Annotated in this window: 14 protein-coding genes; 7 read left to right on the top strand and 7 right to left on the bottom strand. The window is 51.5% G+C overall.

Features of this window, described 5'->3' with window-relative positions:
- The first annotated feature begins 301 nt into the window (after positions 1-301).
- A complete protein-coding gene (locus QUE74_RS21915; protein ID WP_001028909.1) occupies positions 302-1354 on the top strand; it encodes a DUF2776 domain-containing protein in 1053 nt (350 codons plus the stop codon).
- Between the two features lie 306 nt (positions 1355-1660).
- Here the strand turns inward: QUE74_RS21915 and QUE74_RS21920 are convergent, their stop codons facing one another.
- Entirely contained in the window at positions 1661-2863 is a 1203-nt protein-coding gene (locus tag QUE74_RS21920; RefSeq protein ID WP_000439154.1) for a BaiN/RdsA family NAD(P)/FAD-dependent oxidoreductase, read from the bottom strand.
- A gap of 231 nt (positions 2864-3094) precedes the next feature.
- Between QUE74_RS21920 and pitA the strand changes: the two genes are divergently transcribed.
- A complete protein-coding gene (pitA, locus tag QUE74_RS21925; protein WP_000902780.1) occupies positions 3095-4594 on the top strand; it encodes an inorganic phosphate transporter PitA in 1500 nt (499 codons plus the stop codon).
- A gap of 246 nt (positions 4595-4840) precedes the next feature.
- On the opposite strand, the gene QUE74_RS21930 is transcribed toward pitA, so the two are convergent.
- On the bottom strand, positions 4841-5821 hold the full coding sequence (locus tag QUE74_RS21930) for an IS110-like element IS621 family transposase (RefSeq protein WP_000399529.1): 981 nt from the start codon (positions 5819-5821) through the stop codon (positions 4841-4843).
- A gap of 297 nt (positions 5822-6118) precedes the next feature.
- Complete coding sequence (gene uspB, locus QUE74_RS21935; RefSeq protein WP_000626187.1) at positions 6119-6454, bottom strand: universal stress protein UspB; 336 nt, start codon at positions 6452-6454, stop codon at positions 6119-6121.
- A gap of 390 nt (positions 6455-6844) precedes the next feature.
- On the opposite strand from uspB, the gene uspA reads away from it, so the two are divergent.
- Complete coding sequence (gene uspA, locus QUE74_RS21940) at positions 6845-7279, top strand: universal stress protein UspA (RefSeq protein ID WP_000323571.1); 435 nt, start codon at positions 6845-6847, stop codon at positions 7277-7279.
- Positions 7280-7377: 98 nt separating this feature from the next.
- On the opposite strand, the gene QUE74_RS21945 is transcribed toward uspA, so the two are convergent.
- Positions 7378-7431 carry a hypothetical protein gene (locus QUE74_RS21945; RefSeq protein WP_212591402.1) on the bottom strand — a complete coding sequence of 18 codons (54 nt, stop codon included), beginning with the start codon at positions 7429-7431 and terminating at the stop codon, positions 7378-7380.
- Between the two features lie 165 nt (positions 7432-7596).
- Here QUE74_RS21945 and dtpB point away from each other — a divergent pair, with 165 nt between their 5' ends.
- Entirely contained in the window at positions 7597-9066 is a 1470-nt protein-coding gene (gene dtpB / locus QUE74_RS21950; protein WP_001098654.1) for a dipeptide/tripeptide permease DtpB, read from the top strand.
- A gap of 48 nt (positions 9067-9114) precedes the next feature.
- Here the strand turns inward: dtpB and rsmJ are convergent, their stop codons facing one another.
- A complete protein-coding gene (gene rsmJ / locus QUE74_RS21955) occupies positions 9115-9867 on the bottom strand; it encodes a 16S rRNA (guanine(1516)-N(2))-methyltransferase RsmJ (RefSeq protein ID WP_000686622.1) in 753 nt (250 codons plus the stop codon).
- Between the two features lie 7 nt (positions 9868-9874).
- Positions 9875-11917 (bottom strand): oligopeptidase A, encoded by a 2043-nt coding sequence (gene prlC / locus QUE74_RS21960; protein ID WP_001355008.1) that lies wholly within the window; start codon positions 11915-11917, stop codon positions 9875-9877.
- 202 nt (positions 11918-12119) lie between these two features.
- On the opposite strand from prlC, the gene rlmJ reads away from it, so the two are divergent.
- Both rlmJ and gorA read left to right on the top strand, forming a co-directional pair.
- Positions 12120-12962 carry a 23S rRNA (adenine(2030)-N(6))-methyltransferase gene (gene rlmJ / locus QUE74_RS21965; protein WP_001355009.1) on the top strand — a complete coding sequence of 281 codons (843 nt, stop codon included), beginning with the start codon at positions 12120-12122 and terminating at the stop codon, positions 12960-12962.
- Positions 12963-13033: 71 nt separating this feature from the next.
- The gene (gorA, locus tag QUE74_RS21970; protein WP_000160796.1) at positions 13034-14386 is read left to right on the top strand and encodes a glutathione-disulfide reductase; all 1353 of its coding nucleotides are present in this window, start codon (positions 13034-13036) and stop codon (positions 14384-14386) included.
- A gap of 53 nt (positions 14387-14439) precedes the next feature.
- Here the strand turns inward: gorA and dinQ are convergent, their stop codons facing one another.
- The gene (dinQ, locus tag QUE74_RS21975; protein ID WP_001295215.1) at positions 14440-14523 is read right to left on the bottom strand and encodes a damage-inducible type I toxin DinQ; all 84 of its coding nucleotides are present in this window, start codon (positions 14521-14523) and stop codon (positions 14440-14442) included.
- 27 nt (positions 14524-14550) lie between these two features.
- Here dinQ and QUE74_RS21980 point away from each other — a divergent pair, with 27 nt between their 5' ends.
- A complete protein-coding gene (locus tag QUE74_RS21980) occupies positions 14551-14724 on the top strand; it encodes a hypothetical protein (RefSeq protein WP_001355010.1) in 174 nt (57 codons plus the stop codon).
- The last annotated feature ends 380 nt before the right edge of the window (positions 14725-15104 follow it).

Below are 15104 nucleotides of genomic sequence, written 5' to 3' on the forward strand. Positions count from 1 at the left end.
ACAATAATAATTATATGTTCGCTGATTTTAAACACCGAGACTATCCGGTCTTTTACCAATAATGAAAAATAATCCCTCCCTGGAAGATAATTGTAAAGAACTACAGAATAAGAATTAATCTTAGGATAAATATTTATTTACCATGGCCTTTTGAACGCTGAAAAGTGGCACTCGGCAAAGTAAACCCAGCTATAGTTATGCTATGCATTTGTCTTTAATGATATCTCGTCATTTTATTAACAGGCTGAAATTATCATTAATGCACATTTCGATATTAGCAGGGATACCTGAGGAGTTTAAAGTGAACATATATATCGGGTGGCTTTTCAAATTAATCCCCTTGATTATGGGGTTAATTTGTATCGCGTTAGGTGGCTTTGTGCTGGAAAGTTCAGGGCAAAGCGAGTATTTCGTCGCGGGTCATGTGCTGATTTCTCTGGCAGCCATATGCCTGGCATTATTCACTACCGCATTTATTATCATTTCGCAGCTCACGCGCGGCGTTAATACGTTTTACAATACACTGTTCCCCATTATTGGCTATGCGGGGTCAATTATCACCATGATATGGGGTTGGGCACTGTTAGCAGGCAATGATGTGATGGCAGACGAGTTTGTCGCCGGTCATGTGATTTTCGGCGTTGGTATGATTGCCGCCTGTGTATCGACAGTGGCAGCGTCATCCGGTCACTTTCTGCTCATTCCCAAAAATGCATCGGGGAGCAAAAGCGACGGAACGCCGGTACAGGCTTATTCTTCATTAATCGGTAATTGCCTCATTGCCGTTCCCGTATTACTCACCCTGCTCGGTTTCATTTGGTCGATAACGCTGTTACGCAGTGCCGACATAACCCCACATTATGTCGCCGGTCACGTATTGCTTGGGTTAACCGCAATCTGTGCCTGTCTCATTGGCCTTGTAGCCACAATCGTCCATCAAACACGTAATACGTTCTCATCCAAAGAGCACTGGCTGTGGTGTTATTGGGTTATTTTTCTCGGCTCAATCACGGTGCTGCAGGGCATATACGTCTTAGTCAGTTCCGATGCAAGCGCTCGGCTGGCTCCCGGCATTATTCTCATTTGCCTTGGAATGATCTGTTACAGCATATTCTCAAAAGTCTGGCTACTGGCACTGGTCTGGAGACGTACCTGTTCGTTAGCCAACAGAATTCCGATGATTCCCGTCTTCACCTGCCTGTTTTGCCTTTTCCTGGCATCGTTTCTTGCGGAAATGGCGCAGACCGACATGGGATATTTTATTCCTTCGCGGGTTCTGGTCGGTTTGGGAGCGGTATGCTTTACGTTGTTCTCAATCGTTTCAATATTAGAAGCAGGTTCTGCTAAAAAATAATTGCAACGTACCGGATAAAACCAGCGTCGACCAATTGCGTAACGCTGGTTTTTCTTAGGTATCATGAAATAACTTAACATTGATGGTTAAGTATAAAAAACAGTAAAGTTACTGTCTTTTTTCAACCTGTTCATATTTTATAAAGATCTGGACTTCGGTCGATTTTTAATCACCATTCCCCCACCTTATTTTAAGCATGGAGGGTTTCAGTTCACGGGCTTATTAGAAAATAATCACAAGATAGCCACTATCAAAATTAGCTCATTTTTAATGCGGCTCTAATAATTTTCATCTTTAGGTAATAGGTCAGGACGACTTCGCTGCAATCAAATCCTGCGCACAAGCCCACGCACTCGACCACGCCCACTGGAAGTTATAGCCTCCCAGCCAACCAGTGACGTCCATCACTTCACCGATGAAGTACAGCCCAGGCACTTTACGCGCTTCCATCGTCCGTGAAGAGAGTTCGTTGGTATCCACGCCGCCGAGCGTCACTTCGGCAGTGCGATAGCCTTCAGTGCCGTTCGGCTGCACACGCCAGTCGGTCAATGTGCTAATCAGTGCCTGTTGGTCACGTACGTTGAGCTGTTTTAGCGAGACATCCGGGATTTGCCCGAGTTGTTGTAAGCGTTCAACCAACCGCTTCGGTAGATGAACCGCCAGTGTGTTTTTCAGGCTTTGATTCGGATGTGCGTTACGCTGTTCATTCAGGAAGGTTTCGAGGTCCACATCCGGTAGCAGATTAATGCTGACAAATTCACCCGGTTGCCAGTAGCTGGAAATCTGCAACACTGCCGGTCCAGACAAGCCGCGATGGGTGAAGAGTAAGTTCTCACGGAAAACGGTGCCGTTTTCAGCTGTAATCACGGAAGGTACCGCCACACCCGCCAGCACCTGTAACTCCTCGAGCAACGGTTTATGCAAAGTGAATGGCACCAGACCCGCGCGGGTCGGCAGCACGTTGAGGCCAAATTGTTCGGCAATCTTATAACCAAACGGCGATGCCCCCAGCCCCGGCATTGACAGCCCACCGGTCGCGATGACCATTTTTTCGCTACCGACGGTCATGCCATTCAGTTCAAGCGTGAAGCCTGTTTCATCCTTCGCCACACTCAGCACTTCGCTTCGCAATCTGAAGGTCACATTGCCCTTCTCGCACTCAGCCACCAGCATGTCGACAATCTGCTGCGCGGAGTCATCACAGAAGAGTTGCCCTAACGTTTTCTCGTGCCAGGCAATGCCGTGTTTATTGACCAGATCAATGAAATCCCACTGGGTAAAACGCGCGAGTGCAGACTTACAAAAATGCGGATTCTGGCTCAGATAAGCGCCCGGTTCGACATAAAGGTTGGTAAAGTTGCAGCGCCCACCGCCAGACATGAGGATTTTGCGCCCTGGTTTTTTACCATTATCGATCAGCAGAACCCGGCGTCCTGCCTGACCTGCCAGCGCAGAACAGAACATACCCGCCGCACCAGCGCCTATAATAATGGCATCAAACCTTTCCACGTTGCGCTCCTCTAAGAAAAAACGGGCGTGAATTGTAAAGATTCCTCAGTGGTCGCACCAGCATCAATATTACTAAAAGGAAGTATTTGCCTGAATTATATAAGATAATTATTTTTTGAGTGAAATCCATACAGGAGGCAAATCAAAAAAAGTCTATATTTCACTTTGCCCGCGCCGCGAAAGTCACTGATAATGCGCCGCGTTCATGTCCTCAAAATGGCGTAACGTCCTATGCTACATTTGTTTGCTGGCCTGGATTTGCATACCGGGCTGTTATTATTGCTTGCACTGGCTTTTGTGCTGTTCTACGAAGCCATCAATGGTTTCCATGACACAGCCAACGCCGTGGCAACCGTTATCTATACCCGCGCGATGCGTTCTCAGCTCGCCGTGGTTATGGCGGCGGTGTTCAACTTTTTGGGTGTTTTGCTGGGTGGTCTGAGTGTTGCCTATGCCATTGTGCATATGCTGCCGACGGATCTGCTGCTTAATATGGGATCGTCTCATGGCCTTGCCATGGTGTTCTCTATGTTATTAGCGGCGATTATCTGGAACCTGGGTACCTGGTACTTTGGTTTACCTGCATCCAGCTCTCATACGCTGATTGGCGCGATCATCGGGATTGGTTTAACCAATGCGTTGATGACCGGGACGTCAGTGGTGGATGCACTCAATATCCCGAAAGTATTAAGTATTTTCGGTTCTCTGATCGTTTCCCCTATTGTCGGCCTGGTGTTTGCTGGCGGTCTGATTTTCTTGCTGCGCCGCTACTGGAGCGGCACCAAGAAACGCGCCCGTATCCACCTGACCCCAGCGGAGCGTGAAAAGAAAGACGGCAAGAAAAAGCCGCCGTTCTGGACGCGTATTGCGCTGATCCTTTCCGCTATCGGCGTGGCGTTTTCGCACGGCGCGAACGATGGTCAGAAAGGCATTGGTCTGGTTATGTTGGTATTGATTGGCGTCGCGCCAGCAGGCTTCGTGGTGAATATGAATGCCACTGGCTACGAAATCACCCGTACCCGTGATGCCATCAACAACGTGGAAGCTTACTTTGAGCAGCACCCTGCGCTGCTGAAACAGGCTACCGGTGCTGATCAGTTAGTACCGGCTCCGGAAGCTGGCGCAACGCAACCTGCGGAGTTCCATTGCCATCCGTCGAATACCATTAACGCGCTCAACCGCCTGAAAGGCATGTTGACTACTGATGTGGAAAGCTACGACAAGCTGTCGCTTGATCAACGTAGCCAGATGCGCCGCATTATGCTGTGCGTTTCTGACACTATCGACAAAGTGGTGAAGATGCCAGGCGTGAGTGCTGACGATCAGCGCCTGTTGAAGAAACTGAAGTCCGACATGCTTAGCACCATCGAGTATGCGCCGGTGTGGATCATCATGGCGGTCGCGCTGGCGTTAGGTATCGGTACGATGATTGGCTGGCGTCGTGTGGCAACGACTATCGGTGAGAAAATCGGTAAGAAAGGCATGACCTACGCTCAGGGGATGTCTGCCCAGATGACTGCGGCAGTGTCTATCGGCCTGGCGAGTTATACCGGGATGCCGGTTTCCACTACCCACGTACTCTCCTCTTCTGTCGCGGGGACGATGGTGGTAGATGGCGGCGGCTTACAGCGTAAAACCGTGACCAGCATTCTGATGGCCTGGGTGTTTACCCTTCCGGCTGCGGTACTGCTTTCCGGCGGGCTGTACTGGCTCTCCTTGCAGTTCCTGTAATCGCACACACAAAAACGAGCGGGTCAGCTGGCCCGCTTCAGATTGTTGACATAGTGCGCTTTGTTCATGCCGGATGCGGCGTGAACGCCTTATCCGGCCTACAAAAACATGCAAATTCAATAGATTGCAGAGATTATGTAGATACTGTTATGGCCTGCAAGTTTTTTTCTACCCTGGTTTCCCAGATTGCAGGCATGCCAGACACAGCGCCGTCAGGCGCTGTTTTTTTCATCCCTTCCGCGATTTTTACGCAGCTACCGGATTATGCCGTGACGCATCGAACGGCACGCCTGACTTCAGCACTCCATACGCCACCTGTGCCAGCTTGCGCATCATCGCGCCAAGAATCACCTTTCCTTTCTTGCCATTAGCCGTCAGACGGTCACGGAACATCCGTCCCCACTCAGTCTTACTGGTGGCTACCATTGCAGGCATATACAACGCCCTGCGAAGCGACACATGTCCGGCTTTACTCAACCGGCTTGCCCCTCTCACACTACTGCCTGATTCATAACGCCGTGGTGTCAGACCCGCAAAAGCGGCGAACTGTCTGGCATGGGCGAAGCGGTCCTTCAGACCTATATAAGCCAGTAATACCGCAGATGTTTTCTCTCCGATACCCGGGATACTTTCCAGCAGTTTCCTGCGGTGTTTCATATCCGGATCATCGTCTGTCAGGTCTTTTATCTGCTTCTCAAGACGCTTCAGCTCTGCTTCAAGCCACAGAAGGTGAGCATCAATGCTCGGTCTCTGGACTTCCCGCGCCGTTTCAGTGCGGTTCAGTTCCTGCGTGTGCATATCTGTCAGCGCCTGGTGGCGTACTACCAGGGCACGCAACGCGCGTTCAAGCGGGTGAGGCGCTTCCCAGGCTGCAGGGCGCTTCTGACGACAGAACTCTGCCAGCATGCGCGCATCCACGGTATCAGTCTTGTTACGCAGTCCTTCACTCTGAGCGAAAGCTTTACCCAACGCAGGATTAATGACTGACACTATGTAACCTGCATCGTAAAGGCACTCTGCGACAGGTTCCATATAGGTGCCGGTCGCTTCGATGCAGATATGCGCATGGTCAATCTTGTGACCCTTCAGCCATCTCACCAGCTCATCGTGCCCTTTAGTGGTGTTAGCGAATTTTTTGGTGCGATGACGACCATCAGGACGCAACACATCGACATCCAGTTTCTCTTTAGCGGTGTCGATACCGATATAATGAAGTTCATGTTCCATCGTGAAACCAACCTTGCAAATACGGATTACCGGGAAAACCGGTCCATGATACTGTCCGGTTTATCACTTTGGGAGAAAGGCAGTCCGCTGCATAAATCTACGCAACAGGTTGAAAACCTAAGGCCCGATACGGCATGCGGACTGCAGGCAGAGAAAACTGGCCGATTTTCTCTGCACAGGAGGGATAATACAAGGCCTGATAAGCGTAGCGCATCAGGCAATTTTGCGTTTGTAATCAGTCTCGAGCGGGTCAGTTTGCTGGCCCGCTTTTTTTATGCGTTATTTTTGCTGAAGTGCTTAATGCCAAATCATCAATGCAATCAGGCTGACCACCACCAGACCACACAATGCGCTGGTCAGAATAAACTGCCGACGCACCCGCTCACAGCGGCGAATAAACTCATCATCGTGATGATCGCGATAACGTTGGGCATAGATATACCAAACGAGACGCACCTGTTTGTTGGGTTGGCCATGTGAGGTAAAAAAGCCCCCTCCATCAACATATTGATAGAGCAATGGATCGCAGTTACGCAGTACCACTAACAACGCGCGTAGTGATGAGAAATAGCGCGCCATGTTAACAATGCAAACGACACATAAAGCCCAAAATAATGCGACGGTGCTTATCATACCTCCTCCCCGGCGACCTGCCCGCGGAGTTCCACCCCGGGGCTACCGCTCCCGATACGCTGCCAATCAGTTAACACCAGGTCCTGGAGAAACCGCTTTTGTGGTGACCAACATCCGAGCGGCTCTATAGATAGTGTAGGAGATCAGGTTGTTTTTTTTCCAGAAGGTTAACCACTATCAATATATTCATGCCGAAAATTTGTTTATCTAACGGGTAAGCAAGGCGGATTGACGGATCATCCGGGTCGCTATAAGGTAAGGATGGTCTTAACACTGAATCTTTACGGCTGGGTTAGCCCCGCGCACGTAGTTCGCAGGACGCGGGTGACGTAACGGCACAAGAAACGCTAGCTGGCCAGTCATCGACAACTTTATGGAAGGAGTAACACTATGGCTTATAAACACATTCTCATCGCGGTCGATCTCTCCCCGGAAAGCAAAGTTCTGGTAGAGAAAGCAGTCTCTATGGCTCGCCCCTACAATGCGAAAGTTTCTCTGATCCACGTAGATGTAAACTACTCTGACCTATACACCGGGCTTATTGATGTGAATCTGGGTGATATGCAGAAACGCATCTCTGAAGAGACACATCATGCGCTGACCGAGCTTTCCACTAATGCAGGCTACCCAATCACTGAAACCCTGAGCGGCAGCGGCGATCTGGGCCAGGTTCTGGTCGATGCAATCAAGAAATACGATATGGATCTGGTGGTTTGTGGTCACCACCAGGACTTCTGGAGCAAACTGATGTCTTCCGCACGTCAGCTGATCAACACCGTTCACGTTGATATGCTGATTGTTCCGCTGCGCGACGAAGAAGAATAATCTTCCCTCCACGACGTGTGCCTGAACGCCCGCATATGCGGGCGTTTTGCTTTTTGGCGCGCCTTGTTACCTGATGCAGCGTATACGCCTTATCTGGCCTACGATCTGCGTACGCAATCAAAATCCCCAGCCAATACAACATTTAACACCATCATATTTTCCATCATTAGTGTGATCAGCTGGTTATTTTCTGTTGTAATAGTGTATTAATCTATTCACCGCATCAATATTAAGAATCTCTGACAGATGTAAACTTTTTCGCGCGTTATCCCTTACGCGTTCATACTTTTCAGGATGGTATTGGAAGGTTAATAAATATGAATACAACAACACCCATGGGGATGCTGCAGCAACCTCGCCCATTTTTCATGATCTTTTTTGTCGAGTTATGGGAGCGATTCGGCTACTACGGCGTGCAGGGCGTACTGGCGGTTTTCTTCGTTAAACAGCTTGGATTCTCGCAAGAGCAGGCTTTTGTCACTTTTGGTGCGTTTGCTGCGCTGGTCTATGGCCTCATTTCCATTGGCGGCTATGTCGGCGACCACCTGCTGGGGACCAAACGCACCATTGTTCTCGGAGCACTTGTGCTGGCGATTGGCTACTTCATGACCGGCATGTCGCTACTTAAGCCTGACCTGATTTTCATCGCCCTGGGGACTATCGCTGTCGGTAACGGCCTGTTTAAAGCTAACCCTGCCAGCTTGCTTTCGAAGTGCTATCCACCGAAAGATCCGCGGCTTGATGGCGCATTCACCCTGTTCTATATGTCGATCAATATCGGCTCGTTGATAGCGTTATCGTTGGCCCCTGTGATCGCTGATAGATTCGGCTATTCAGTCACCTACAACCTGTGCGGTGCGGGGTTAATTATCGCGCTACTGGTTTACATCGCCTGTCGTGGAATGGTGAAAGACATTGGTTCTGAACCCGACTTCCGCCCGATGAGCTTCAGCAAACTGTTGTACGTGTTACTTGGCAGCGTGGTGATGATCTTCGTCTGTGCATGGCTGATGCACAACGTAGAAGTCGCCAATCTGGTGCTGATTGTTCTCTCCATCGTCGTCACCATCATCTTCTTTCGTCAGGCATTCAAGCTGGATAAAACCGGGCGTAATAAAATGTTTGTCGCCTTTGTTCTGATGCTCGAAGCGGTGGTGTTTTACATTCTCTACGCCCAGATGCCAACGTCGCTGAACTTCTTTGCCATCAACAACGTGCATCATGAAATTCTCGGCTTTTCCATCAACCCGGTCAGCTTCCAGGCGCTTAACCCGTTCTGGGTGGTACTCGCCAGCCCAATACTGGCAGGCATTTACACGCATCTGGGTAACAAAGGCAAAGACCTCTCGATGCCGATGAAATTTACTCTCGGCATGTTTATGTGCTCGCTGGGCTTTCTTACAGCCGCCGCTGCGGGAATGTGGTTTGCTGATGCACAAGGGCTGACATCGCCATGGTTTATCGTGCTGGTTTACTTATTCCAGAGTTTAGGTGAACTGTTTATTAGTGCCCTTGGCCTGGCGATGATTGCTGCCCTGGTGCCGCAGCATTTGATGGGCTTTATTCTCGGGATGTGGTTCCTGACGCAAGCTGCCGCGTTCTTGCTGGGCGGCTATGTGGCAACATTTACCGCAGTACCAGACAACATTACCGATCCGCTTGAGACGTTGCCTGTCTATACCAACGTGTTTGGTAAGATTGGTCTGGTCACGCTAGGCGTTGCAGTAGTGATGCTGTTGATGGTGCCGTGGCTGAAACGCATGATTGAGACGCCGGAAAGCCATTAATTATTCTTGCAGAACACAGGGTAGCAATAACACTACCCTGCTTTACTTTCACACCGGCGTACCTGCATAAATATCAAAGCGATGCCCTTTGGTGACAACCGCGTTTGGCGTGGCGACATTCGCCAGCGGCGGCGCGTAGTCCGGGCGCTTTACCACCACGCGTTTGGTCGCCAGCAAGCGTGCAGGCTCCAGCAATCCATCAGCGTCGAGATCCGGCCCCACCAGCGACTGGAACACGCGCATCTCTTTTTTCACCAGCGCGCTTTTCTGCTTATGCGGGAACATCGGGTCGAGATAGACCACCTGCGGGCGTGGGGTAATATCAGTCAGCGCCGTCAGGCTGGAGGCGTGAATTAATTGCAAACGCTCCTGCAACCAGCCGCCGATTTCCGCATCCGCATAACCACGCGCCAGGCCGTCGTCGAGCAGCGCGGCAACGACTGGATTACGCTCCAGCATCCGCACACGACAGCCGACCGAAGCCAGCACAAAGGCATCGCGCCCCAGTCCTGCGGTAGCGTCTACTACGTCCGGCAAATAATCGCCTTTAATGCCCACCGCTTTCGCCACCGCCTCACCGCGTCCACCGCCAAATTTGCGACGGTGCGCCATCGTTCCGCCAACAAAATCAACAAAGATGCCGCCAAGTTTTGGCTCATCACGCTTGCGCAGTTCCAGATGCTCCGGTGTTAACACCAGCGCCATCAGGTTGTCTTCATCATGTTCCAGCCCCCAGCGAGCCGCCAGAACAGATAAGGCACCGTCTCCGGTGCCTGTTTCATCAATTAAGCAGATTTTCACTGAATGATCAGCCCTTAATGCCGTAGTGCTCCAGCATCGCATCCAGTTGTGGTTCACGACCACGGAAGCGTTTGAACAGATCCATCGGCTCTTCTGAACCACCACGGCTCAGAATGTTGTCGAGGAACGACTGTCCGGTTTCACGGTTGAAAATGCCCTCTTCCTCAAAACGCGAGAAGGCATCTGCCGCCAGCACATCGGCCCACAGGTAGCTGTAGTAACCTGCCGCATAACCACCAGCAAAGATGTGGCTAAATGCATGTGGGAAGCGGCCCCAGGACGGAGACGGTACCACGGCAACCAGTTTCTTGATTTCTGCCAGAGTTTCGAGGATTTTCGCCCCCTGATCCGGACGGAATTCTGCATGTAGACGGAAATCGAACAGGCCGAACTCCAGCTGACGCAGAATAAACAGCGCCGCCTGGTAGTTCTTCGCCGCCAGCATTTTATCCAACAGTTCTTTCGGCAGCGGTTCGCCAGTCTCATAGTGACCGGAGATAAACGCCAGCGCCTCCGGCTCCCAGCACCAGTTTTCCATAAACTGGCTCGGCAGTTCGACCGCATCCCACGGTACCCCGCTGATCCCGGATACACCGGCGGTTTCAATGCGGGTCAGCATATGATGCAGACCATGACCGAACTCGTGGAACAGCGTGATTACTTCGTCATGGGTAAACAGCGCTGGTTTACCATTCACCGGGCGGTTGAAGTTACATGTCAGGTACGCGACCGGTTTTTGCAGCGAACCGTCGGCTTTACGCATCTGGCCTACGCAGTCATCCATCCACGCCCCGCCACGCTTGTTTTCACGGGCATACAGGTCGAGGTAGAAGCTGCCGCGCAGTTCGTTGTTCTCGTCATACAGTTCGAAGAAACGGACATCCGGATGCCAGACATCAACATCTTTGCGCTCTTTGGCGGTGATGCCGTAAATACGTTTCACCACTTCAAACAAGCCGTTAACCGCTTTGTTTTCCGGGAAGTACGGACGCAGCTGTTCGTCGCTGATGCTGTAGAGGTGCTGTTTTTGTTTTTCGCTGTAGTAAGCGATATCCCACGGCTGCAACTCATTGACGCCAAATTCGGCTTTGGCGAAGGTGCGCAGCTGTGCCAGCTCTTTTTCACCCTGCGGACGGGCGCGTTTTGCCAGATCGGTTAAGAAATCAAGCACCTGCTGCGGGTTTTCTGCCATTTTAGTGGCAAGGGATTTAAAGGCGTAGTTTTCAAAGCCCAGCAGTTGCGCCAGTTCGTGACGCAGCGCGAGGATCTCTTCCATCACCTTGCTGTTATCCCACTTACCGGCGTTCGGGCCTTGATCGGAAGCGCGAGTGCTGTAAGCGCGATACATCTCTTCACGCAAGGCCTGGTTGTCGCAGTAGGTCATTACCGGCAAATAGCTTGGGATATCCAGCGTCAGCAAGTAGCCCTCCAGTTCTTTCGCTTCGGCCTGGGCTTTTGCCGCCGCCAGCGCGCTTTCTGGCATACCCGCCAGTTCCGCTTCGTCGGTAACGAGTTTGGTCCAGCCCATCGTCGCATCAAGGACGTTGTTGCTGTACTGGTTGCCCAGCTCGGAAAGACGGGTAGCAATTTCGCCGTAGCGTTGCTGTTTCTCTTTCGGCAGACCGATGCCAGAGAGTTCAAAATCACGCAGGGCGTTATCAACCGCTTTCTTCTGCGCCGTATTCAGCGTGGCGTAATGATCACCATCGCGCAGGTCGCGGTACGCTTTATACAGCCCCTCATGTTGCCCTACCCAGGTGCTATATTCCGACAGCAGTGGCAGGGTTTGTTCGTAGGCTTCACGCAGTTCCGGGCTATTTTTCACCGAGTTCAGGTGGCTGACCGGGGAGAAGATACGCCCCAGCACATCGTCTACTTCCGCCAGCGGCTGGCAGAGATTTTCCCAGGTGTACGGTGCCCCTTGCGCTACTACGCGCTCCACATTTTCGCGGCAGTCATTCAATGCCTTCGTCACGGCTGGAACGACATGTTCCGGGAGAATTTTAGAAAACGGAGGCAATTCAAAGGGAGTCAGTAACGGATTCGTCATTAGCGCAGTCCTGGTTAAAGAGGTTAAGGAAGCGCTCAACAGGCGCTTTACATAATGTGTGTAGCATGGGGTTAAGTGTAGTGAATTTCAATGAGAAACGTTACGCTTTCGCGGCGACGGCCTCTTTTCGGTATACTGTCCTGATAGGCTTTTGTGCGCCCCGAATACGGGCCGATTTTTACTTACCGGAACACCTTTACCCATGCTCAGTTATCGCCACAGCTTTCACGCTGGCAACCACGCCGACGTCCTTAAACATACCGTTCAGAGCCTGATCATCGAGTCACTGAAAGAGAAAGATAAACCGTTTCTCTATCTGGATACCCACGCGGGTGCGGGGCGTTATCAGTTAGGCAGTGAACATGCCGAGCGTACCGGCGAATATCTCGAAGGTATCGCCCGTATCTGGCAGCAGGACGATCTGCCTGCGGAGCTGGAACCGTACATCAGCGTGGTGGAACATTTTAACCGTAGCGGGCAGTTACGTTACTACCCAGGTTCGCCGTTGATTGCTCGCCAGCTACTGCGCGAGCAGGACAGTCTGCAACTGACCGAGCTGCACCCGAGCGATTACCCGTTGCTGCGTGCTGAATTTCAGAAAGACAGCCGTGCGCGTGTGGAAAAAGCCGACGGTTTCCAGCAGCTTAAAGCCAAGCTGCCGCCGGTTTCTCGCCGTGGTTTAATCCTTATCGACCCGCCGTATGAAATGAAAACCGACTATCAGGCGGTGGTCAGCGGCATTAACGAGGGATATAAACGTTTTGCCACAGGCGTCTACGCGCTGTGGTATCCAGTGGTGCTGCGTCAGCAAATCAAGCGCATGATCCACGAGCTGGAAGCGACCGGTATTCGCAAGATTATGCAAATTGAACTGGCGGTACTGCCAGACAGCGATCGCCGTGGCATGACCGCTTCCGGCATGATTGTGATTAACCCGCCGTGGAAACTGGAACAGCAGATGAATAACGTGTTGCCGTGGTTGCACAGCAAACTGGTTCCGGCTGGCACCGGGCATGCCACCGTAAGCTGGATCGTGCCAGAGTAATTGCAGCCATCGCTGGCACCTATTACGTCTCGCGCTACAATCGCGGTAATCAACGATAAGGACAATATGTCATGACTAAACACTATGATTACATCGCCATCGGCGGCGGCAGCGGCGGTATCGCCTCCATCAACCGCGCGGCTATGTACGGTCAGAAATGCGCGCTGATTGAAGCCAAAGAACTGGGCGGCACCTGCGTGAATGTTGGCTGCGTGCCGAAAAAAGTGATGTGGCACGCGGCGCAAATCCGTGAAGCGATCCACATGTACGGCCCGGATTATGGTTTCGATACCACCATCAATAAGTTCAACTGGGAAACGTTGATCGCCAGCCGTACCGCCTATATCGACCGTATTCATACCTCCTATGAAAACGTGCTCGGTAAAAATAACGTTGATGTAATCAAAGGCTTTGCCCGCTTCGTTGATGCCAAAACAATTGAAGTAAACGGCGAAACCATCACGGCCGATCATATCCTGATCGCCACCGGCGGTCGCCCGAGCCACCCGGATATTCCGGGCGTGGAATACGGTATTGATTCCGATGGCTTCTTCGCCCTTCCTGCTTTGCCAGAGCGTGTAGCGGTTGTTGGCGCGGGTTACATCGCCGTTGAACTGGCGGGCGTGATTAACGGCCTCGGCGCGAAAACGCATCTGTTTGTTCGTAAACATGCGCCGCTGCGCAGCTTCGACCCGATGATCTCTGAAACGCTGGTCGAAGTGATGAACGCCGAAGGTCCGCAGTTGCACACCAACGCCATCCCGAAAGCGGTAGTGAAAAATGCCGATGGCAGCCTGACGCTGGAGCTGGAAGATGGTCGCAGTGAAACGGTGGATTGCCTGATTTGGGCGATTGGTCGCGAGCCTGCCAATGACAACATTAACCTCGAAGCCGCTGGCGTAAAAACCAACGAAAAAGGCTATATCGTCGTCGATAAATATCAAAATACCAGCGTTGAAGGTATTTACGCGGTGGGCGATAACACGGGCGCAGTGGAACTGACACCGGTGGCAGTTGCAGCAGGCCGCCGCCTCTCTGAACGCCTGTTTAATAACAAGCCGGATGAGCATCTGGATTACAGCAATATTCCGACCGTGGTCTTCAGCCATCCGCCGATTGGGACTGTTGGTTTAACGGAACCGCAGGCGCGCGAGCAATACGGCGACGATCAGGTGAAAGTGTATAAATCCTCTTTCACCGCGATGTATACCGCCGTCACCACTCACCGCCAGCCGTGCCGCATGAAGCTGGTGTGCGTTGGACCGGAAGAGAAGATTGTCGGTATTCATGGCATTGGCTTTGGTATGGATGAAATGTTGCAGGGCTTCGCAGTGGCGCTGAAGATGGGCGCAACCAAAAAAGACTTCGACAATACCGTCGCCATTCACCCAACGGCGGCAGAAGAGTTCGTTACCATGCGTTAAATGTTAAAGGGCAAAGAGTGGTGTGCTCTTTGCCCTTAGTTACGTTTCCGCTATCAGTTCAGAAGCTGAAGCAGGAAGCGGATCAGTTCCAGCAGCGCAATTAACGCCCCAAGAACGATGATTGCTTTATCAATCACCCGTTTTCTCCATGCGATGGAGTGAGAATGCATCCGCTTACTCATCCACTGCCTGTCACGGCGCATGCCTCATTGTTAGATGACGACTATCTCACTCCGGCCAGAGCATCAGTTAACGGCACCACCCGTACCACTGATCAGGACTTTGAAAGCGTTTATGCGCATTGCCAGAGTGAAAATGCCTCAGAGCCAACTGGATAATCATACAGTACTTGCGGGTTATAAAACCAGCATGTCCTTGCAATAGTTTCAGTATGGTATTAGCATTGATGTGTTAGATGATGGCTATCTCACTCCAGCCAGGGCCACCAACTCAGGGCTGAAGAGTAAAAAAACCGACGTAAGTCGGTTTTTTTACGTCCGGATTCGGACAAGGCTTGGTACGGCAGCGACCCGATGAAAGTATATCAATCCTCTTTCACCACCATGTATAGCAAACTGTCCCTTCGCCAGCTGAAGAAATCGCTAACGCTTGCAATGTTAGCCACTGGCTAATAGTATTGAACCGTTAGATGTGGGCATTCTCACTCCAGCCAGAGCCACCAACTCTGGCTGAAGAGTAAAAAACCGACGCAAAGTCG

Source organism: Escherichia sp. 10290 (assembly GCF_030295155.1).
Classification (GTDB): Bacteria; Pseudomonadota; Gammaproteobacteria; order Enterobacterales; family Enterobacteriaceae; genus Escherichia; species Escherichia coli_F.